General features: G+C 40.3%; 20 protein-coding genes. 3 read left to right on the forward strand and 17 right to left on the reverse strand.

Annotation, left to right across the window (positions count from 1 at the left end; genetic code table 11):
• Positions 1-172 precede the first annotated feature (172 nt).
• The 3 genes from xylB to ACSYSK_RS08960 all read right to left on the reverse strand — a co-directional run bounded on the left by xylB (position 173) and on the right by ACSYSK_RS08960 (position 4,599).
• Positions 173-1,678, reverse strand: coding sequence for a xylulokinase (gene xylB, locus ACSYSK_RS08950; protein ID WP_491714792.1), 1,506 nt, complete (start codon positions 1,676-1,678; stop codon positions 173-175).
• A 120-nt stretch (positions 1,679-1,798) separates the two neighbouring features.
• On the reverse strand, positions 1,799-3,142 hold the full coding sequence (xylA, locus tag ACSYSK_RS08955) for a xylose isomerase (RefSeq protein ID WP_491714793.1): 1,344 nt from the start codon (positions 3,140-3,142) through the stop codon (positions 1,799-1,801).
• 89 nt (positions 3,143-3,231) lie between these two features.
• A complete protein-coding gene (locus ACSYSK_RS08960; protein ID WP_491714794.1) occupies positions 3,232-4,599 on the reverse strand; it encodes a sugar porter family MFS transporter in 1,368 nt (455 codons plus the stop codon).
• Between the two features lie 169 nt (positions 4,600-4,768).
• Between ACSYSK_RS08960 and ACSYSK_RS08965 the strand changes: the two genes are divergently transcribed.
• Both ACSYSK_RS08965 and ACSYSK_RS08970 read left to right on the forward strand, forming a co-directional pair.
• Complete coding sequence (locus tag ACSYSK_RS08965) at positions 4,769-5,275, forward strand: hypothetical protein (protein ID WP_491714795.1); 507 nt, start codon at positions 4,769-4,771, stop codon at positions 5,273-5,275.
• A gap of 55 nt (positions 5,276-5,330) precedes the next feature.
• Positions 5,331-5,540, forward strand: a complete 210-nt coding sequence (locus ACSYSK_RS08970) for a hypothetical protein (protein WP_491714796.1) — start codon at positions 5,331-5,333, stop codon at positions 5,538-5,540.
• A 93-nt stretch (positions 5,541-5,633) separates the two neighbouring features.
• Here ACSYSK_RS08970 and ACSYSK_RS08975 read toward each other — a convergent pair whose 3' ends face one another.
• From ACSYSK_RS08975 to ACSYSK_RS09025, 11 genes are all read right to left on the reverse strand, one after another.
• Positions 5,634-6,875: an MFS transporter gene (locus ACSYSK_RS08975; RefSeq protein WP_491714797.1), complete on the reverse strand. Its 1,242-nt coding sequence runs from the start codon at positions 6,873-6,875 to the stop codon at positions 5,634-5,636.
• A 35-nt stretch (positions 6,876-6,910) separates the two neighbouring features.
• The gene (locus tag ACSYSK_RS08980) at positions 6,911-8,941 is read right to left on the reverse strand and encodes a right-handed parallel beta-helix repeat-containing protein (RefSeq protein ID WP_491714798.1); all 2,031 of its coding nucleotides are present in this window, start codon (positions 8,939-8,941) and stop codon (positions 6,911-6,913) included.
• A 244-nt stretch (positions 8,942-9,185) separates the two neighbouring features.
• A complete protein-coding gene (locus ACSYSK_RS08985) occupies positions 9,186-9,614 on the reverse strand; it encodes a hypothetical protein (RefSeq protein ID WP_491714799.1) in 429 nt (142 codons plus the stop codon).
• Positions 9,601-10,056 (reverse strand): Panacea domain-containing protein, encoded by a 456-nt coding sequence (locus ACSYSK_RS08990; RefSeq protein WP_491714800.1) that lies wholly within the window; start codon positions 10,054-10,056, stop codon positions 9,601-9,603. The genes ACSYSK_RS08985 and ACSYSK_RS08990 overlap by 14 nt, the downstream gene beginning before the upstream one ends.
• A gap of 167 nt (positions 10,057-10,223) precedes the next feature.
• Positions 10,224-11,465: a hypothetical protein gene (locus ACSYSK_RS08995; RefSeq protein WP_491714801.1), complete on the reverse strand. Its 1,242-nt coding sequence runs from the start codon at positions 11,463-11,465 to the stop codon at positions 10,224-10,226.
• 5 nt (positions 11,466-11,470) lie between these two features.
• A complete protein-coding gene (locus tag ACSYSK_RS09000) occupies positions 11,471-12,349 on the reverse strand; it encodes an aldose 1-epimerase family protein (RefSeq protein ID WP_491714802.1) in 879 nt (292 codons plus the stop codon).
• 21 nt (positions 12,350-12,370) lie between these two features.
• A complete protein-coding gene (locus tag ACSYSK_RS09005; RefSeq protein WP_491715884.1) occupies positions 12,371-13,726 on the reverse strand; it encodes a glycoside-pentoside-hexuronide (GPH):cation symporter in 1,356 nt (451 codons plus the stop codon).
• Between the two features lie 253 nt (positions 13,727-13,979).
• Positions 13,980-15,398 (reverse strand): glucuronate isomerase, encoded by a 1,419-nt coding sequence (uxaC, locus tag ACSYSK_RS09010; protein ID WP_491714803.1) that lies wholly within the window; start codon positions 15,396-15,398, stop codon positions 13,980-13,982.
• A gap of 69 nt (positions 15,399-15,467) precedes the next feature.
• Positions 15,468-16,967, reverse strand: coding sequence for a UxaA family hydrolase (locus ACSYSK_RS09015; protein WP_491714804.1), 1,500 nt, complete (start codon positions 16,965-16,967; stop codon positions 15,468-15,470).
• Positions 16,967-18,385 (reverse strand): tagaturonate reductase, encoded by a 1,419-nt coding sequence (locus tag ACSYSK_RS09020; protein ID WP_491714805.1) that lies wholly within the window; start codon positions 18,383-18,385, stop codon positions 16,967-16,969. The genes ACSYSK_RS09015 and ACSYSK_RS09020 overlap by 1 nt, the downstream gene beginning before the upstream one ends.
• 51 nt (positions 18,386-18,436) lie before the next feature.
• A complete protein-coding gene (locus ACSYSK_RS09025; RefSeq protein WP_491714806.1) occupies positions 18,437-19,444 on the reverse strand; it encodes a LacI family DNA-binding transcriptional regulator in 1,008 nt (335 codons plus the stop codon).
• A 411-nt stretch (positions 19,445-19,855) separates the two neighbouring features.
• Here ACSYSK_RS09025 and ACSYSK_RS09030 point away from each other — a divergent pair, with 411 nt between their 5' ends.
• Positions 19,856-20,323 carry an arginine repressor gene (locus tag ACSYSK_RS09030; RefSeq protein WP_491714807.1) on the forward strand — a complete coding sequence of 156 codons (468 nt, stop codon included), beginning with the start codon at positions 19,856-19,858 and terminating at the stop codon, positions 20,321-20,323.
• A 219-nt stretch (positions 20,324-20,542) separates the two neighbouring features.
• Here ACSYSK_RS09030 and ACSYSK_RS09035 read toward each other — a convergent pair whose 3' ends face one another.
• From ACSYSK_RS09035 to ACSYSK_RS09045, 3 genes are all read right to left on the reverse strand, one after another.
• On the reverse strand, positions 20,543-21,178 hold the full coding sequence (locus ACSYSK_RS09035; RefSeq protein WP_491714808.1) for a DUF421 domain-containing protein: 636 nt from the start codon (positions 21,176-21,178) through the stop codon (positions 20,543-20,545).
• Between the two features lie 2 nt (positions 21,179-21,180).
• Positions 21,181-21,633, reverse strand: a complete 453-nt coding sequence (locus ACSYSK_RS09040; protein ID WP_491714809.1) for a DUF3290 family protein — start codon at positions 21,631-21,633, stop codon at positions 21,181-21,183.
• A 222-nt stretch (positions 21,634-21,855) separates the two neighbouring features.
• The gene (locus tag ACSYSK_RS09045; RefSeq protein ID WP_491714810.1) at positions 21,856-22,545 is read right to left on the reverse strand and encodes a Fic family protein; all 690 of its coding nucleotides are present in this window, start codon (positions 22,543-22,545) and stop codon (positions 21,856-21,858) included.
• Between the last annotated feature and the right edge of the window lie 76 nt (positions 22,546-22,621).

The following is a 22,621-nucleotide window of genomic DNA, read 5'->3' on the forward strand; positions in this document are numbered from 1 at the left end:
CCTCTTTTTCAGTTTGTTTAATTATACAACTTTTTAAAATCAGCTGTCACGACCGCGAAATGACAAAAAAAGAGAGGACCTAGGACAAAATACTGCCTTGCCTTAGCTTTCCTCTTTTTAAGTTTAGCTTACTTAATTTTCGCTGATCGACCATCAGCTTGCGCGGCTCGTTTTACTCACAACTCTTTCTGAAATCTAGTAATTCCTGACTCATCTTGCGCGTATTTAAGTACACCTGCTGGTAAATCTGGTGCAAGCGGTGATATTTAACTACGTTTGCTGCAATTGGCTGGTATTCCTTAGCCAAATGAACAAACTGGGCGGTACACTGGGCAAAGTCTGAAAACCAGCCCGCACCAACCGCGGCGATCATTGCGGCGCCCATTCCCGGCCCCTGTTCATTTTGCAAACAGACTACCTTCTTGTTAAAAATATCGGCCTGAATCTGCAGCCACAATTCACTCTTAGCCCCACCGCCGATCGAAATGACGGTATCAAAATCACTATCATGTTGTTCGTAAATATTCATCAGGTCCTTAAAACTAAAGATGATCCCTTCTAGGACCGCACGAACAAAATCACCTTTTTGGTGCATACTGTCCACTCCGATGAAACTACCGCGGATCGCGGAATCTGCGTAAGGAGCACGCTCGCCCACCAAATAAGGAGTAAACAACAAGCCGTGGGCCCCAACTGCCGAAGTTCCAGCAGCAGCGACGACTTGGTCAAAGCTTTCCTCCGGACAAAAAGTGCGCTTAAACCAGTTGAGTGAATCCCCCGCCGACAACGTTACTCCCATCGAATAGTAAGAATCTGGGATCCCGTGATCTTCGAACTGTAAAACCCCCTGGTAGTTAATTTTTTCTTTTTCATACTTTAAAACCACGCCCGAAGTTCCTAAACTCGATAACACCATGTTAGGTTGTAAAATACCAGCTCCAATTGCACCAGACGCGTTATCGGCAGCCCCCGCAAAAGTTTTAGTATTCTCTGATAAGCCCGTTGCCCGGGCAAATTCAGCGGTAACATTTCCCGTGAAATCAATAGAACGGACGATCGGCGGACACATGCTCAAGGAAATGTTGAACGCCGTACAAATTTCTTCGCTCCAGCATTGCTTTTGCGCGTCTAACATCGCCGTTCCCGTAGCATCAGAAAACTCGGTCGCCACTTGCCCAGTTAACCGGTATCTCAAATAATCCTTTGGCAGTAAAAAGCTGCGTTCCTGACGCCAAATTTCCGGTTCATTTTCTTGTACCCACAGTAATTTCGGCAAAGTGTAGCCTTCGAGCGGTTTATTATAAGTGATATCGATAAAACGCTGCCCCATCTGAGCGGTAATCTCGCGACACTGTTTAGTAGTTCTAGTATCGTCCCACAAAATAGCCGGCCGCAAAACTTGCATTTGCTCATCGAGTAAAACTAATCCGTGCATCTGACCGGAAAAACTTAACCCGCTGATTTCGTCAGCAGTCACCGCCGGATCCTTGAGCAACTCTTTAAGTGCCACTTGCGTTCCTTTTACCCACTGCTCCGGCTCCTGTTCACTGTAACCTGGGTGGGGGTGATTGATCTTAAAATCATAACTAGCTTGTGCAACTACTTCGCCTTGCTTGGAAACCGCAGAAATTTTGACAGCACTAGTTCCCAAGTCGATCCCTAACACACACTGTGTCATTTAAAATTACCTCCCATAAAATAAAGAGGCCGGGACAAAACTAATTGCCCTGACCCCCTTTCGTGTCTTCGTAAATAACAGTCCACCAAACTTACTAAGCGCTTGGCTTCACAGCTTATTTTACTTACTCAACGTATCAATAATGTAATGGTTGATCGTGTCTTTGATCTGCTCTAAGTGATCAGACGATGTGGCAGCTCTTAATTCTGCTTGTGGCTTATCAATGATATAAGCTTCCAAACTCTTGTAATCGGCCGTTCCGTTTTCGATCTGGGCACCGATACCACTGTTGTATGAACTGTAACGATCAGCAACTAAGTCTTCTAAGACCTTATCTTCCTTCATTTTAACGGCAACGCGCAACCCAGCAGCAAAACTATCCATGCCGACGATATGGCCGTAGAATAGATCATTAGCTTCAAATGATGAACGCCGTGGCTTAGAATCGAAATTCAAGCCGCCGCACGGACCGATGCCGCCATTTTCTACGACTTCATACATCGCAGCTACCGTTTCGTACAAGTTAGAAGGATATTCATCGATATCCCAGCCTAGTAACTTGTCGCCTTGGTTAGCGTCCAAAGAGCCTAACATGCCGGCATCACGAGCTACCCGAATTTCATGTTGGTAAGTATGCCCGGCCAAGTTGGCGTGATTACCCTCCAAGTTTAACTTGAAGTCCTTGTCTAAGTCATATTCCTTCATAAACGCAATCGTCGTTGCGGCGTCAAAATCATACTGATGAGTCGTCGGTTCCTTTGGCTTAGGCTCTAACAACATTTGTGCCTTAAAGCCGATCTCATTAGCATAGTCTTTAGCCATATGGAAGAATTTAGCAATATGTTCTTGCTCTTTTTTAGTATCAGTATTCCACAGTGATTCGTAACCTTCACGGCCACCCCAGAACACGTAATTTTCTGAACCGACACGCTTGCCAATCTCTAAGCTATGCTTTAATTGAGCAGCAGAATAAGCAAAAATATCGGCATAAGGTGAAGTAGCAGCACCGGCAACGAAACGCGGATTATTGAACATGTTAGCGGTATTCCATAACACCTTCATGCCTGTCGTCTTTTGGTATTCGACGATTTTATCGACGATCTTGTCTAAATTCTTGTTCGTTTCCCTTAAAGTGTCACCTTCAGGAGCTAGATCCCGGTCATGGAACGCCAAGAAATCAACGCCTAGTTTATCGTAAAACTCAAAGGCAGCATCGACTTTAGCTAAGGCGTTGTCCATCGGATCCGTGTATTTATCGTAAGGACGAATAGCCGTACCATCGCCAAATGGATCGACTAAACGCTGGTCGAAAGTATGCCAGTAAGCGACGGAAAAACGCAGCCAATCGCGCATTTTTTTGCCAGCGATCATTTCATCCGGATTATAGTATTGGAATCCTAACCCTGACTTTAAATTATTTTTGTGCCCAATATATTTAATTTTATCAACATTCCAGTAGCTCATGGAAAAACCTCCTCGTTCAATTTAGTTCGTATTATAAACCAACTTATCACAAGAAAAGAATAACTCTTTTACCAGTAATAGTCAAGCTCTTATTGTTTGTAATGTTTAACGATCTTATCATTGCGATAACGCAGCATTGCTTCGATTTCTTCCAAGCTACGATTGCGCGTTTCAAAGACATACTTATGAACGAACCAGACGGCGATAAAGCAAATGACGCCGTAGCCTAAAAACAGACTGCCAGTTCCAAAATAATCGAGTAATGAAGGAAAAGTCAGGGAAACTAATAAGTTAGCCGCCCAGTCCATCGCACTAGCGAAGGAGTTGCCTAACCCACGAATGTTGAGTGGGAAAGCCTCACCGATCGTCAACCACATAATTGGACCCCAAGTGCCCGAGAAAAAGGCAATGTAAATCGTTAAAGCCAAAACACAAATAACGGCAGCAGCCTGCGATTTTCCGGAAAATTTCATCGCAAAACTCATCACGAAAAGAGAGATCCCCATTCCGACAGAACCGATATTAAGCATCGTTTTGCGGTCGATCTTATCCATGATAATTACTGCGACTGCCGTTACGATCACGTTGAAAATTCCGATCCCGATATGCGCTAATAACGCAGCTGAAACTCCAAAACCCACGTCGGTAAAAATCGTTGGCGCATAGTACAAAACGGTATTACAACCCATGATCTGTTGCAAAATTGCCAGTCCAACTCCCATGACCAAAGCCGGCCGCACCATTTGTCCAAAAAGTTCACGCCAGCCACCACTCTTAATGTTAGCTGTTAAGTGAATATTATCCAATTCCTTTTTGACAGCAGTCTTATCACCTTTATTAGTGTTCATCAAAACCTGTTCTGCTTGTTGTTCCTGGTTAATTTTAACCAAAAAGCGCGGACTTTCAGGCAACATTAAGCCACCCAAAAAGAGGATCGTAGCTGGCAAAGCAGCAAACCCCAGCATCCAACGCCAGCCAGTATATAGTCCTGAAAAAGAATAGTTAGTAATGTAAGCGATCAAGATCCCCGTCATGACCATCAACTGAAATAAACTGGAGATCGTGCCTCTTTTTTGTGCGGGAGCTAATTCAGCTAAATAAGTCGGGATCAACGCTGAAGCCGCACCAACGGCCGTCCCCAAAATGATCCGGGAAATGATCAACGTCCAAAATTCGGGAGAAAAAGCCGAACCTAACGCACCAATGAAGAAAATAATAGCAGAAAGCAAGAGTAATTTCCGCCGGCCAAACCGGTCTGACGACGGCCCGATCACAACGGCACCAATAATTGCTCCCGCTAAAACGGCGCTCACGACCCAACCCTGCTGCCAAGAATTTAAGCTCAACTGTTTTTGAATGAACAGGATCGCGCCAGAAATTACCCCCGTATCATAACCAAATAAAAGTCCACCTAACGCACCAAAAAAATAAATAAAGCCAGTTGAAATTCGCTTCATTATAATAACCCTCTTTGTTAATATTAATAAGTTGGTTTATAATACTAACTATTATAGAACTAACGGAAAACGATTTCAATAAATTGAGATAAATCCTACTCATTGCTTGCCAACAAAAAGCATAACAGTTATGATAAATGTAACTACAACTTAACTAAGGAATTAGTATATGAATATAGTTGACTTAATCAAAGTTAAATCTACCTACATTCTTTTTCACGGAACGATCATGGATTACTGGCAAAAAATAAAAAAAGAGCAACACTTTAAAATTCACAAGCGGTCAGATCATTGGTTAGGAAATGGTGCTTACTTTTTTATTAATGATTTAAAAAAAGCTGAGTGGTGGGCAGAAAATACCGCTAAATTAACATTCAAAAAGGGTAGTCGTGTTAATGAAAAAGTTGTTATAGTTTGTCGGGCTACCATTGAACACGGAAAATTATTAGACTTAGATACAGAGGAAGGACAATATCTTTTAAAAGATTTTTATCGTTCTATATTTTGTAAATCTGGACTAAACGTAGCAATTCATAATGTCTCTGATCCAAACCAAATTCGTTGTATTATTATTGATCTTTTCATGAAATACAGCGAAATGGACGCAGTTAAATACACTTTTACTAATTATAAATACAGCACGCACTTATTAGATTTAGTTAATCACGGCCAATAGTTAAGCATATTTAATCAACAAGTAATTGATTTTGAAACAATGGAGGTGCTAGTAATTGAAAATTGATCAAAATAAATTAAAGCAAGCAGCAGCAGCACTAGACATGAAGATCGAATTCAATTCAGAAAAACCCGGATTCTTTCTCGGCACTGAACAGAAATTTTATAGTCCAGAAGACGTTCAAAAAACAATAGCAGATACTTTTCCAACCAAAACTGACAATTTAAAAATATCAGCTATAAAAAATAATGAATTCAGTCATTAAAAAATCAGTGAGAATGTCAGTTATTATCTTGGACATCTCGCTGATTTTTTTATTCAATATTTACCAATTCTGAGTTAACAAACAAAATATAGTTTACTTAACTTTCTTGATCATCAATACTAGAGTAGCTCCTAACAAACACATTATTCCTGCTGCAGGAAAAATCAATCTATAACCCGACATATTAACAATCACAGATGCCACAATCGGTCCAAAAACCTGGCCTAAAGAGTTTGCAAGGTTTACAATACCTAAATCTTTTGCAGAATTATTTGGATTCGGCAAAACAGTAACATTCAAAGCTTGATCAACCGAATTATACATTCCCATTGCAGCCCCACTCAAAGTCGCATACACAAACATCGTCCAGGCAGCTGGAGTAAGACCAGGAATTATGATTCCAATTCCCATGACAACCGTTGAAAGTGCCACTAACAATTTTAAACTATGAAATTTATCTGCTAAAAAGCCTCCAATTATGCCAAACAAAACCCCTGTTATTAATAACAACATTGACATCACCGACAAACTATGAGTAGCTTGATTCGAGGATAGCTTAATATAGTCGGTAAATATATACAATTGGTAACCGTTGATTATCGATTGTGCAGAAACGAATAACAATTTACCAAAAACAGCTAGATAAAAATCTTTAATATCCCCATGGATAGGAAAAGTAAATGCTTCGATAAATTCTGAACCGTGAAGTTTCTTTACTTTTTCATCTTTATTACTTCCATCACCAATAAGCAGTAAGCCGATAATGGTACAAATTACTTCAAGTACCATAAAAACATAAATACCACTACCAACTTTAGTAATATAATTTGAAGCTATCATTGTTCCTAACGGCCCACCGATATTATTACCAACACCATAAAAAGCAGAAATACTTCCACGATATTTTTCCGGAGCTTTATCAGCAATAAAAGCTACCAATGGAGCAACCATCATATTCAGCGCAACCTGATAGATAGACCAATTAAGAATCAGTCCCTTTATTGTTGTTACGTTTGTTAGAAAGTAAAAACACAGTAAAGTACTGATCATCCCTAAAACAATCCACGGGTTACGTTTCCCCCACCTGCTAACCGTTCGATCGGAAAGTGCTCCTTCTATAATATTAGCGATTGTTGCAACAATCATTGCTATTGTCGAAAGTAAAGCCACAATCTGAACCTTTTCACTCGGGGCAATTTGTTGAATTTTAGCAGGCAATAAAGTGGTATTAATTCCCATGTAAGGGACTAACCAGCCTACTAAACCAAAAAATATACCAAAACCTAATCTATATGGAAAAGTATTTCCACCATCATTATTTTTCACAACTTCCATGCTCTTTCCTCTTTAACTTACCACTCAAATAAAATTTAATCCCGCCATAGCATATTTCTAGAATCTTCACCCTGGGCAAAGGGTCCTGGGATCGTTACCACACCACGATGATTACCAAAATAGTCGTAATTAAAAATAATATCCGAACCATCCGGCATTTCATAACGTTGTTCGGGTTCAAAAGCCTCTCCCAACACGTCGGTCGTAATAATATTTTCAGAATAATTTTCAATGAAGTCGTACAAGTTAGTTTGAAGTGAAACTTGATTATTTTTTGATTCAAGTTTTACAAACACTTTATCCTCTACAATTAAGTTATCTTTTTCCTTTTTCCAAGCTTTAGCCCCATTAAAATAGACGTTGCCGGCAGCCCAAATTGGTAAGTGACCAAAATGCGCTTTTACTAAATCATCCATATCTGTTTCTTTAGCAATTTTCCCATCCAAGTATTCAAACTGAGATTTCCATTCTTTATATGTTGGATATTCGTCAAAACCATTAGTTCCCACTTGCTCAGTATCTTCCGGCTCACGATCGACTAATTCTTCTTGCTCTTTTTGCTGTACTGGCCAATTCTGAACAAAAATATTGTTATAGAATCTGTCATCCCCATGAAGGATCGTCATAAATCCAGCTACTTCTGTTCTGTGCGGAAAATGATATGGTGTAAATCTAGGTTGGTTTTCACCATCGACAAAGAAACTTGTGTTACTGCCAATAGATGTTATCGAACCTAACATTAAATTATGAACACAAGCTACTCCTTGTGTTGCAAGTCTTAGTGAGGCTTTTGACAACATTAAATTATTATCAATTAAAGTAGGACCATGACCGACTTCCACGAATATATCTTGACTTTGCATAGCACCATTAATTCGCTTAGCCGTACCAGCTGGAGCGTAATTATGGTCTAATAAATTTTGCGTTATTCGAGTTCCTTGTGCTTCCCAATCAGTCCAAATTCCCATGGTGCAATTATGAATATGATTCCGCCGAATAATTACATCAATTGCTGCATGCATTTTAATACCAGCAATTTCAGCACCGGCTAATTCTTGCATATTATTAATATGGTGAATATGATTATCCTCAATTAAACTAAAGACCCCACCTTGACGACCAACTATTCCATCTTGTTCACAATGGTGAATATTGCAGCGTCGAACAATATGATGCCCAATATTTTCTTTTAACCATCCATGATATTGTCCCCGACAAACTGCATCTCTTTCCATTTGAGTAGGACTCTTGACGTGTTTGTAAGTAAAGTACTGATCGTTAGCGGGATCTCGATATTTCCCCAGTGAAATACCGGCACAGCGACTATGACTGATCTCGCAATCTTCTATGATCCAATTTCTTGACCAGTGAGGCCCAATCATCCCGTCTTGATAAGAAGCGGGAGGTGCCCACGTTGTAGCAGCTTTATTAATGTTAAAGCCACTAACTGTAATATAATTAACGCCTGTTTCCTTAGGCATAAACACTTCCCGCCGCACATTAATTTCTACTTTTTCTTTATTAGGATTACTCCCCTGAAAATTAGCATAAATAATAGTTTGATCCTTATTTTCATCCTGTTTCGTATACCATTTAAATACAGAATTTTTTCTATCCCATGAACGTGCATAAACTTTGGCTTCAAGACACTCTTCAAGAGAAGAAACCTCATAAAACTGTAAATCATTCATATAAACAGCACCAGTATGTTTATCCACTGGTCCAAAATACCAATCTCCCATTACATAATTAGTGTATGGATTGTATGTACCAAATACTCCATTATCAATTACACACATCCAAACATTACCCTTATACAAATTCCAGTTCTTGATTTCTTCCGCCCCAGTAATAATTGCTTGTAATGGTTTTAAACTTTTATATGTAATTCTTGCATCTTTTGTACCACCATTTACCGGAGAAACATATTCGCGATAAATACCAGGATATACTATTACTTCATCACCAGCTTGAGCTACCTTAGCAGCATCATTGATCCGTCGGTAAGGGGTCTCCATCTTACCATTTCCGTCACGTGCAGCATTTGCATTAACATATATCTTCATCAGAAAATACCCTCCTAAATTGTTTTTAAGCAACTGTCTTAATTAATTGGTTGGTTTTGTCAACCAATTAATGATTAAATAATAGCGCTTTCTGAATTTGCTGTCAACAGTTGATTACAACAAAAAAGAGTCAAAGCGATACTTTCCTGACTCTTTTTCGTTGTAATATTTATTTTTTACATATCTAAATCTATTGCTAATATCCGGCTTTTTAACACCCTTCAAACCTGTTCAAAATACCAAATTATTTCGAATGTCGATTACCATGATCATATAAACTGTAATCTGTATCTATCGCTAAAACATAAAAAATTTTTGATTTACGATTTATTTTCCCAATAAATCTTGCATCACTAGTTTTTAATATCGCATAACGTGAAGCACATTGTCTTTCTCTACCAGAAGATTTAAATTCGGCATTTATTTTCATCTTATCAACATATACCTTTTCTTCCGCAAGAGTTTCAATTCCATTTTGTGCATCAAGAAGTAATTCTTCATAATCCCTTTGTGAAACAAGAAACATTTTTTTAAGCAACATCCTTCCCATTTTAGCAGTAATATTCTTTTCATCTACCGAATATTTCTTACTGATAAAAGAAAAATTAAACGATAATTTCTTAAGTGTAAAGTCTTTAACATTAATTTTCTCAGAACTTTTAACTAATGACATATTTTTTAAAATACCCTTCTAAACTATCAAAAGTTATTTCTCCACCATTTTCAGTATCTTGCCACGGTTTTTGCTTGTGAGTTAATTCAATTAAGTCTGAAGTTGACATGTCGACATACTTGTCATAAACAGCATTCAAAACTTTACTAGCCTTAGGATCATGATTTAATTCTTTAAAATTTTGAAGAGAAGCTGAACTTTCAGCAATTTTTATTTTACCACTGTTTTCCTGATGAATGCTTTCTACCATTGGACCGTAATATGCATGAACAATACGATCAACAAATAAAGGAGAGTTATAAAGTGCTAAATAAACACCCTGAGCAAAATAAAGAAATTTCATTAAACGTAACTGTGTCATTTCCTCAATTTCGGGGCTAAGCATTCTTTCAGCACGATTTTTAACTAAAAACCAATCGATAATTTTAATTTTATCAAACATTTCCATCACTCCTTTAATACCCTTCTATATTATAATTATCACATATCACAACAAATTTAACAATCAATTCTCCCTCGTAATAATTCAACAAAAAAAGCCATTAATCCCCTGCTATCAAGACAGGTCTTAATGACTTAAACATGACTAGTAAAGTATAGCAATTTTAACTACTTCAGCAACAACATCTCCTCTTTCATTTGATTCAAAATCGTTTTTCCCAAGCGAAATTCTGCGATAGTCCCAATCATGTTAAAGGCTAAGGTTAATCGTTTACCAAAAGTGGCAGCAGCTACCTGAAACATCGGTGCTCGTCTAAACGAACCCGTCAATAGTAAATTTTCTATGGGAGCGGCGGCAAACTTTAACCGTTGAGCAGAAATCACGCCGAAATTAGTATAGCCGATTGGGCGTAAATGATAGTGCTTCTGAACTACCTGGCGCAACTCTTTCGGACCTTTAGTATTAGACTCCATAACCAGCTCCTGAATCGACTGCAAAAATTGCTTTTCCTTTTTTAAGTCGTTCATATGTTGGTGTAATCGTAATGCAAACTCACGCAAGCTCAGATCAGCTGTTTGTGGCAACATCAGATTATAACGAGCGGTAAAGTTGGCCATATATAATGTTTTTTCGTCCGGCTGGATCGTAAAGTGCTGGCGCATATCAGTAGGACAAGCCATGCTATAGTTACTTACACCGCAGTATTGCTGCACCACCCGGCCAAAACTAGCCATTAACAAGTCATTGACAGTTACTTCTAGGTGATGGGCAGTATCTACCACTTCAGCTGTCTCCTCCACAGTCAAACGTAGACTACCTATCCGGTATTTTTGCTCTTCATTTTTAACTAGCTCCGGTAAAAACAACGGCTCACGGGGGTGATCGCCAGTTGTCGTTACCGGCTGAAAATTTTGCAGTAACCGGCGGATCTGCGTTAAACTATTATGGTTCTCAACGCCTTGGATCGCCTCAGCTCCGCGATTGTAACAATCAGCCAACAAGTACAAAAATTCTTTGAAACCCGCACCATCCATTAAAATATGACTACACCAAAAAACAATTTTTTGCTGCCCACTCTCCCAATTAGGAGTCACGATGATCTTCATTTGTGTACCTTGTAAAACATCGATCTGGGGCCGCTGATCTTCTTGCTTTTGGCGTTGTAATATCACTACCCGATTAACATCACGATCAGGAATCACAAAAGAATTATCCTGCAAACGATAGTAAGCAAAGAGTTCTGGCAAAATCTTACCAACTAACGCCACTGCCCGTTTCAATCGGGTAACGTCCAACCCTTTTTTCAAACTAAGTTCACAGCGGATCAACGGATACAAACGATCCAAATCGATCGTGTGTAAAATATCAAGTACTTCTCCCGAGTAAATTTCCATCTCTGTACTTCGCATCGTCTCTACTCCAGAGTGATTTGATATTTCATTTGTTTAGTCTGACCAGCGTCCAAGAGTAGATTGTCTTCCTTTTTCAGGATGTCCCTTAAATCACCACTCACATCCGGCAGCCCGTTGAAAGGTTCAATACACAAAAACGGAGCCTGTGCGCCTTCTTTGGTCCATAACGTGACGTAGCGGAAATCATCCAAGGATAATGCAATTGAATGGTTGGTCTTAGGAGAAGTTAATTTAATTTTAGTCAGGCCTTTGTTTTCAATAATGATCAGCCCATCTTCAAATACCGGGTAATTCAACTGCAATTTACCGTCAAATCCTGGGATATCCTTAACCTTACCGTTACGATAAGGGTTAGGTGTCTTAACGATCTCAAACTGTTTCAATTCGTTAGGCTGAGGCGTAAATTCCAACGTATAGTCGGTAAAATCACCAATTCCTGCAATCGGAACGTTAAATGCCGGGTGCGAGCCCAGTGAAAACGATAATTCCTTATTATCGGTATTAGCAACGGCAAACGCTAGCTGCAAGCCATCTTCGCGTAAGGTAAACGTGATGGTCAACTTAAAGTGAAACGGATACAATTTGTAAGTTTCTTCGTTATCACTCAAAGATAGTTCCAACTGGGTGTCAGTTTTGTTTTCCACGGTAAAGTCGTATTCGCTAACAAAACCATGTTGTGGCATCTCATATCTTTGACCTTGATATAAGTATGCGTCTTCATTAGAACGCCCGATTGCTGGGAACAATACCGGCGCATGTTTAGGCCAAATATCATTATTCCACAGGTAATCGAAGTGTTCTTTTCGGTTATAAATGTGATTTAACTGCGCACCGTGCCGGTCGATCACCACTAAGAAATTCTCGTTTTGTAATTCTTCCATTTAGTAAGACCTCCAATAATTTTATTCGTCCTTACCAATAATACCATGTTCCCACTTGCCATGGTCCAAATCATCAGCAATTTGTACAAATTTAGAATCAGGTAATTTATATAAGAACAATAAAATGATCATCGCCATGATCAATGCCACGCCTGGGTAAAGAGTCATCGCAGCTTTGATCCCCATCAACGTAGCAGCTGATTGGTGCGCGTTAGCAACATAACCAGTAACAGCCAAAACACCTGCAGAAATAATCGCTGCCAAAGACTGTGCTAATTTACGAGAAAAGTTAAATGCGGCATAAGTGATTGCTTCTTTACGTACTCCTGTATGCCATTCGCCATAATCGATCGTATCGGAAACAAATGCCCAAGTGATCCCATTAGGAATAGCTAAGCCCGTGTAGCCGATCGTTACTAAAATGATAAATGACCATAGATTAGTTGGGATCACAAAGTTTAACAAGTTAGCGATTGCCCCAACGACAAAACCACCCATAGCTGTCTTTTTCTTCCCAAAGCGTTTGGTCAAAAACGGAATCATAAAGACACCTACAATGGAAGTTCCCATCATGATCCCGTTAACCAGCGGCTGCAGACCAATGTGACCTAAATCATACTGACAGAAATAAACCATCATTTGGTTATTAGTATTCATTGCAGAAATCGTAAAGACAGTCATCAGAATTAACGCAAATAACGGTCCGTTAGTGAAGACGGCTTTTAAGTAGTCTTTAAACCCATTTTTCTCTTTAGAAGCTTGGCGGTTAACGTGCACGTTTTCCTTAGTACCTAAATAACAAATCCCAAATGAAACTACTCCGATCACTGCCATCACTACTGCAGCTGCAAAATAACCTTTTCTTTCACTAGAAAATGTCAACATTAACGGAATAAAGGCAATCCCAGTAACAAATTGAGCTCCCACAGAACCAACTTGCCGGGTTGTCGCCATCGTACTTCGATCTTCAACGTTTCGACTCATTACAGATGCCAAGGAACCATAAGGATCATTGGTAAACGAATAAACCAAGCCCCATGTCATATAAGTTGCGTAAGCCCAAATGATTTTACCAGTAGGGGACAAATTCGGCATCGTAAAAGTAACAACCGTCATAATTCCCAAGACAACAGCCGAAATCATCATCACCGGTCTAAATTTACCACGTTTACCAATATTCTTACGTCCGTCTATTACTGAACCAGCAACAGGATCCATAAAGGCATCAAAAATTTTCGTAAAGCCAAAAATTCCCGCCACGGCGCCGGCACCAATTCCAGCTACATCAGTAAAGAACTTAGTCAAATATGCTTGTCCTAAGTCAAACATAAAACCATTACCAAAATCCCCAAAACCATAAGAGATTTTTTGCAACATCGGAATTTTATGGTTGACAGTGGCCCCCTGATTAACAAGAGTGTCATCTTTAGTGGCAGTAGTTACATCATTATTTGGTTGATCCATCTTAAACCACCTCTTAATTTGTGATATTTTTCACATTAAGTACAACAAAAAAGAAATATAAGCTTGCATGTCAATTAAACCAGCTATTATACTTGCACATAAATTAACAATAAGCTGTTATTCACCTATATCTCTTTTCTTTTATCTACTTTACAATTTTCCCAGTTTAATAATCCGTCTCATCAAAGAAATGGAACCAATCATGAGCATTATTATAGGAAATATCGCGTACCATCTTGCCTAACATCTCTTCGTCATCAGGTACTTGGCCGCGTTGAACCCATTCGCCTAATAACTCACATAAAACTCTTCTGAAATATTCGTGCCGGGTCCAAGATAAGAAACTCCGCGAATCAGTTAACATCCCCACAAAGTTAGGTAAGCAACTTTCCTGCGCCATCACCGTTAATTGTTTACGCATAAATTCACGAGTATCATCAAACCACCAGCCAGAACCGAGTTGTAATTTTTGTTTAGTACCCTTTTGGAAGCACTGCATGATCGTTGCTAACGGCATCCAGTCATTGGAATTCAACGAATAGAAAATGATCCGCGGAACAGCGTCCTCTTCTTCCATCGATTTGAGTAACTTAGCAATTGGCTCGGCCACCGGACGGTCGTTCATAGCATCGTAACCAGTATCAGGTCCGATTTGAGCGAACATTCCGGTATTCAAATCACGGTAAGCATGGATATGGAATTGCATCGTCCAATCGCGTTTGCTGTATTCGCGCATCAAAGCCTTTAAAATTGCGGTCCGGTACTGAGCAACTTCTAATTCGGTCAACGAAGTATTGTCCTTGCGTGCCTTAGAAACGATCGCATCCAATTCAGATGCAGAAGCTTCGGCATATTCCACGGTATCTAATGCGTGGTCAGCTAACTTCGAACCCATCGAAGCAAAGAAATCTAAGCGCTGGTGAATTGCATCCACGATCCCGGAAAAACTATTGATTGCTACGCCAGAAACTTCGGCTAACTTATCAATATATTCACCATAACCTGGGCGGGTGATATTTAAGATCTTGTCAGGACGAAATGCCGGCAACGTCTTAAAGGCTTTTTCGGATTGAAGCAATTTATGATAATGTAAATCATCGATCGGGTCATCGGTAGTGCAGACTACCCGCACATTAAACCGCTTGATCAGATTACGGCGTTTAAATTCATCCGTAGCTAACATTGCGTTGGCTTTTTCCCAGATAGCCGGTGCCGTCTTAGTATTCAATAGCGTTTCAATGCCAAAGAACCGTCTTAATTCCAAATGTGTCCACTCATATAATGGATTGCCTACAGAATGTTCGATCGTATAAGCCCAAGCCTTGAACTTATCGTAAGGATCGGCATCGCCCGTAATATATTTTTCAGGCACGCCATTTGTTCGTTCCAAGCGCCACTTATAATGGTCACCGTACGTTCCTGATACCAGCCAAGCTTCGGTCAGATTAGCAAAATTTTTATTTTCGTAAATCTCGACCGGGTTTAAATGGCAATGATAGTCAATTATTGGCATATCTTCGGCATACTTATGAAATAAGTGTTTTGCCGTATCAGTTGTCAATAAAAAATCCTGATCCAAAAACATTAGTTTCACTCTCCTTATTTAAAATGTTTTTAAAATTTGAAACCCAAATTTATTTGCCGAACTACTGCGTTATTCGGTGACCCCAACTTTAAAGATCGCGAGTCCGTGGATCCCGTACTTCTCGTTATTAGTTTTCTTGCCACTCGCAGTATCGATCACTAACTGGATAAATTGTTCGGCTAATTCATCCATCGACTGATTCATCAACTGGCCGGCATCAAAATCGATCCAACGCGGTTTTTTATCTGCAATATACGAATTAGAAGAAACCTTGATCGTCGGTACATAGGTAGCAAACGGGGTCCCTCTGCCGGTCGAAAACAGCACCATTTGACAATCAGCGGACGCTTCCGCCGAAGAAGACACCAGATCATTACCAGGAGCTTGCAGTAACGACAACCCAGCTTTGCGGATCTTTTCGCCGTACTGCAAAACGTCTTTGACTTGGGAATGCCCCGATTTTTGAGTACAGCCCAACGATTTATCTTCCAAAGTCGTGATCCCACCTGCTTTATTACCAGGAGAAGGATTTTCGTAGATCGGCTGGTCAAATGATTTGAAGTATTCCTTAAAATTATTGATCAGGCTAACAATTTTTTGGAAAGTTTCCTCGTTATCAGCCCGAGACATTAAAATCGTTTCGGCACCAAACATCTCGGGAACCTCCGTCAGCACCGTCGAGCCACCCTGTTCCGTCACAAAATCGGACAAACGACCAAACAATGGATTAGACGTTACTCCTGACAAGCCGTCCGAGCCGCCACATTTCAACCCAATCTTAAGTTCGCTCAACGGTTGCTCAGTGCGCACATCGTCAGCCGCAGCATCGTTGAGTTCTTCCATTAGATCAACGGCTGTCTGTAATTCATCATCGACCTCCTGGGCAATCAAGAACTTGACTCGGGTCGGATCGTAATTTCTCTTTTCCAACTCCTCTTTCATGCCCGACATCTGATTATTTTCGCACCCTAAACCAAACAGTAAAACTCCACCCGCATTCGGCTGCAAAGTTGCATCCACCAAAATTTTACGGGTCTGTTCGAAATCATCACCTAACTGAGAACAGCCATACGGATGTTTCAGTAAGATCACGTTATCAAAAGAGCCATTATCCGGGTGCAAGGCCTTAAATTGCTGTACTGCAATGTCTAGTAAGGGATTGATACAGCCTACCGTTGGGATCACGTACAAGTCGTTTCTGATACCGACCTTGCCGTTAGCCCTCTTATAACCCATAAACGTCCGTTGATCTTTGAGTCCAGCATAAGGATTAATGTATTCTTTTGGCTGGTATTCATAGGTCAGTTCGTCGTTTAAATTAGTCTTCAAATTGTGGGTATGTACCCAGTGTCCCTGAGCAATATCCTCTGTTGCATGTCCGATTGGGAAACCGTATTTAACGACATTTTCACCCTTGGCAATATCTTTCAATGCGATTTTGTGTCCCCGCTTGACGTCTTCTTTGACAGTGATCTTTCCTTGCGGTGTCTCTAAGACCTCTCCTGTAGCAATATCACGTAAAGCAACAACTACAGAATCTGCCGGGTTTAAAAGCACGAAATTGTTCATTAGACTTCCCCTTTTTCGTTAATATTTAGCACCGCTTGACGGGCACCTTTCGTATTCAAAACTTCCATGTCATGGGCAATCAAGTCCTCTAATCCTGCCATTTGAGTCAGATCTTCACCCCAAAAATCAGAATTGCTTAAAGCCAAATGTAAGTAATCTGACTGACCCTTGATCTTATCAAAGCCTGCCATGATCTCGTCCGTATCACTCGGGGCAAAATCAGCATCACCAGCATAAATTTTTAAGTACGCTGCTAAAGCGAGGGCAATCCGTTGTGGGTATTTACCTTCACTTTGATAGTAACGTTTAAACGTTGGCAACAAGCGAGCTTCGAATTTAGAAATACTATTCAAAGCAATAGAAGACAATTCGTGTTTGACAAATGGATTTTCAAATCGTTCCTTAACTCCTTCTGCATAAGAAGCCAGCTCATCTTTAGGCAACGCTACTGTCGGAATGATTTCTTCATACATCTCATCGTTAACAAACTGATAAAAATCTTTATCTGCCATTACTTCGCCAACCGTTTCGATCCCTGCCAGCCGGGCGATCGGTGACATTGTCGTATGTGGCCCGTTTAACAAAGAAACTTTACGGTTACGGTACGGCTGCATATCGTCTGTCACTACTACATTGATCCCTGCTTGTTTTAGCGGCAGCAATTTCTTTAATTTTTGGTCGCCCTCGATCACAAAAATCAAGAACGGTTCGGCCTTGACCATCACTTGATCTTTATAGCCCCATTCTTTTTCCAAATCAGCAGCACGATCACGCGGATATCCTGGTACGATCCGGTCAACTAAGGTTGCATAAAAATCATTTTCCTCGTTGATCCAGTTAACAAAATCAGTTCCTAGATCCCAATCTTTGGCGTATTGAAGCACGATTTTCTTCAGTTCATTGCCATTATGATTGATCAGCTCACAAGGGATGATCTGAAATCCTTTTTTACCTAACTTAAAGCGTTCGTACAATAATGCCGTTAATTTACCCGGGTACGAATTTTGTGGCCGGTCAGTTAACTTATCATCAGGATCATAACTGATCCCCGCTTCTGTCGTATTGGAAAAAATAAACTGGATATTATCGTCTTTAGCTAAATCAAGGTAACTTTGATAATCATCATACGGTCGGATCGTGCCGTTAATGTCTTCGACCACTTCATGTTCTTGGATCTTCTTACCTTCTAATTTGCCTTCCAGTAAGACCGTGTATAAGTCATCTTGTTCGTCCAACATCTTGGTCATACCCTTAGCGATTGGCTGGACGATCTTGACACCGCCTTCAAAAATGCCTTGCTTATTCATCTGTTGAATTTGCCAGTCAATAAATGCCCGTAAGAAATTTCCTTCGCCAAACTGGATCACTTTAGTAGGAAACTGCTTCATTTTTCTAAAACTATTATTTAATCGTTCCATTGTCACAACCCCTTTGTTAAATTGAACACGTTCACATCATTTAGTAAAAAATTACGGCGTCGCTACTAGATTTTTGACCGAAGAGCGCACGATCAGTTCTGGCGCAACAACCTGCTGTGTCGCCACGTAAGCCGGATTATTTAAAATTTGATCGAAAACCTGAAGACCGATCTCCGTCATCTCATCGATCGGTTTCCGGACGGTCGTCAGCCCCGGATTAATGTAAGGAGCATAGTTGGAATCATCGAAGCCAATCAACGAGATCTCATTTGGGACCTTGACGTTTAACTCACTGCAAGCCTTAAGGGCACCGATCGTCATATCATCGTTGCCACAAAATACCAAATCAGGTGTTTCCGCCAACAATAAAATTCTCTTCATCGCCCGGTAACCGCCACCAACTTGATAATCTCCTTGAACTACTGCTTTTTCAACTATCTCCCGGTGATTTTTACGAACGGACGCGATAAAAGCATCGCGCCGCAATGTCGACGAGGTGAAATCGGCGATTCCTTTGATCATGCCAAACTTGCGGTGACCCATCCGCACGGCATACTCCACCAGTTGGCGCGTACCCGCGGCTTCGTCAAAAGCAACGTTAGCAATGTCTTTTCTGGACAACATCCGGTTCATCACTAACAGTGGCACTCCGGAATTTTTGACATAATCGATAAACTCATCGTCTTTATCGGACTGACTGACCACGATCACACCATCCAGCCTAGACTTAACTACCGCGGCATAGTTAGTTAGTTGGTCGATGCCGTTGACCGTTAGCAAGTATTCCTTATCTAGCCGGTAATACAGCCGTTGGATCATTTCGGTCAAAAAACTGTACGACGTGCCGATATCAATACTGGAAAAAAACAAACCAATTGTATAATGCTTACTGGTCACCAAGCTACGTGCCTGAATATTGGGAGAATAGCCCACTTCCTGTGCTATTTTCAGTATTTTTTTCTTAGTGTCCTCTTTAACTGCACTATCGCCGTTCAACGCACGGGAAACTGTCGTATGAGACACCCCCGCCATCTTAGCGATCGTTTTAATAGTAGCCATTCTGCAGAACCTCTATTCATGTTAACGTGAACATTATATTTCTATTAAAAATTAATGTCAATACTTAGTGAAGGATTTATTCAATTAATTTACTATTCTAGTAAATATTATTCACTTCCTATCGGTAACAATATCCGCGTCGTAGCAACGATTTAGTGACAAAAAAATAGTTAAAAAAATTAATTCTAAGAAAATAGGTTGTCAACAACCTATTTTGCCGCTAAATGATAATCGTTTTCATTTAATTAATGTGAACAAAATCACTTAATTATCATTTTTTATTAAGCGTTTTCAAAAACTGGGATAAAGCGTTTTGATGTGCACGTGCATTTAGCGAAGGATACTTTACTTCTCCTCAGATTTCCTTATAATTTAAGTAATAGTACATTTTATTTAACGGAGGCGAGCGGCATGAAACGAACACAACGCCTAGAACTAATCAAAAATATCATTACCAAACAAAAAATTGCTACGCAAAAACAACTACTGACGGAGTTGCATAAAAGCGACACCCATGTCACTCAAGCTACGGTCTCCCGTGACGTCAAAAGTCTCAATCTCTTCAAAAACACTGGGCCTGACGGGAGCAAATATTACACTATCGCACAACAAAAACCGCATCCGGAGTATACCCAACTGCGCAACGCGATTTACGAAAACGTCTCGAGTATTACGCGGGTGCACTGGTTGAATGTCATTCATACCCCCTTAAATTCCAATTATGCTAATTCTTTAGGATCTTTATTTGACGTCTTAGAGACTCCTAAAATAATAGGAACACTAGCCGGGAACGACACCTTAGTGATCATCAGTCCCACCGAAGAAGCAGCCACAGACGTTTATGACCGGATCCAAAAACAAATCAATTCGCCAGAATAATTACACGTAACGACAGCAAAGAGGAGTTGAGACAAAAAGCGTTTAGCAGTCGAGCACTAGCCTAGTTTCAAAGTAAAACCCGAACTTGGGTTTTATTTTGAAACTAGGCTAGGCACAAACTGCTGCTTTTTGGAGCACGATCAATCTATTACTTACGGAAAACAAAAAGAGACTGGAACAAAACAAAGTTTTGTTCCAGTCTCTTTAGGTTACAGTCGATCATTTAGAGTACGTTTCTATTTCCCAGTGATCCTGACGGATCTTAGCCATATAAACGTCTTGGATCCTAGCAACTCCTCGTTTTTTCAGTTGAGTTTTCAACCACTCCTCGTCTTTACCCATCAATTCTAACACGTTTGGATCTACCCGACCGTCCATAATGACCGGATAGCGAATGTCTTTATCTTCCGTGCTTAACACCGTGATGCTGCCATTTTGCTCGACGATCGCCCGCTTAACGTCGCGTAAGTCGATCACCCCAGCGGAACGTAATTTAAAATCAACTTCTTTAGCCGGTAAATTGAGCCGCAGACAATTTTCTACCAGCAACTTGCCGTCCTTAATGATCGTCGTCGGCTCTCCGTCGATCAGTTTGCCCAACAAGTGAATGTGGGTTTTTAAATAACGTGTGATCAAGACCAATGCTCCCCAAATCAACAAGATCACCACGTATTGTGCGATAGTGATCGCCGAATTATACAAGATCCCGCCGATGATCCCGCCTAGTACATAATTTTGTAATTGATCCAACGACGAAGTGGGGGCCAAATTGCCCTTACCCGTGAAATTGATCAGTAACGTAATAAAAACAAAACCGATGATCAACTTGATCGCTATGTCTGAATACGAAAACATTTTTATTCACCTTCCACTTTGATTTTTTGTGTGTTACTGATAGTAATTTTTTCCAACACATACTGGGACTTATCGCCGTTAAAAATTACCCGGTAATAACCACGCGGACTTTTCACCAGCCACTCTTCCGTTTTATTTTGCGGATCGTTGACGCTCAATTTTTGTGGTTTCACGCGTAACTGATTGCCAATATCTTTAAGTACCGCCACTTCTTGTCCGTTTTTCTTAGAGGACGTTTTTAAATTAGTGTAACTGTTATATTGCAACCCAATCGTCAGTAACAGTAACGTCGCCGCGATCACCGCCAGGTCTTTATACTTGATATCGCCCTTATGGCGTTCATAATGGATCAGTAAAACAATGAAGATGACCGCTAATACAGTGATGATCCACGTTTTAAGCGTCGAAAAACTAGTCTGTTGTGCCACTAAATAACGGTACGTGTAAAATTTCATTTGCTCACTCCCATTTTTAAATTACCCTTATCCTAGTGCAAAATCTCTAAAGTGCAATTATTTTGAATTAACCACGCCTAAAAAAATAGGGCCCGGAAACAAAATACTTTGTTCCGGATCCTATTATTATGCTGCATTATAATGCGATATACTAATTAAAACTATTTCAAAAACAAATAACATCAACTGCTTTGACCAGATTAAATGATTACACCCAGATAGCTAACTTTTGCGCACATCCAAACCTTGAATCGCATGGTAATAGGTCCAATCCTTAATAGCTTGCATCTCGTTGGTCCGGTGAAAGTCGGCTAACAATTCATTCCATTGTTCCCATCGATCCAGCGGGACATTAATCAAACCCGCTCCGCCATCAATCATCACCTTATTAGCCGCTAAAGTAGCCGTCCGCTTATTACCATCCCAAAAAATCTGTTGGCGCATATTGTGATACAGCAACGTCAAAGCCTGATCCGTAGTAGTTTTCTGCGAATTGAATAGTTTTTGTAAAAAAACTTGTTCCTGTTGTTCATCGACTAATGGTGGTTCAAAGTATTCAACACCACCCAACTGAACTCCACCTTGACCCTGTCTTAATTCCCCAGGTACTAGCGCGTCTTCAGCAGCAACAATTTTATTAAGCGTTTTTTCGGCATCTAGTGTTACTGGTTGTGTGTGACTAACTACATATTGCCAGCCCCGCTTCAAATTAACAATCGTTAAAATATCTGCAACCGGCACCCCAGTAACACTCATCCCATCCATAATCGTTTGCGTTTGTGGCAAAGTGGTATTAACTCCTTCAAAACGCGCATTAGTATGCACTAACTTAGTAAAATTAGCGCGTGCAAAACGCCGATTTTCTGCTGGCGTAAATTGATAGCGATTGGGGTATTTGGTTAATTCGGCCACTGATCTCAGCCTCCTTGTGTTTAACCTTGATTGTAACACAGAAAGTAGTGGTCTTTTTGATACTTAAACATAAATT

Source organism: Ligilactobacillus sp. ESL1201 (assembly GCF_058503265.1).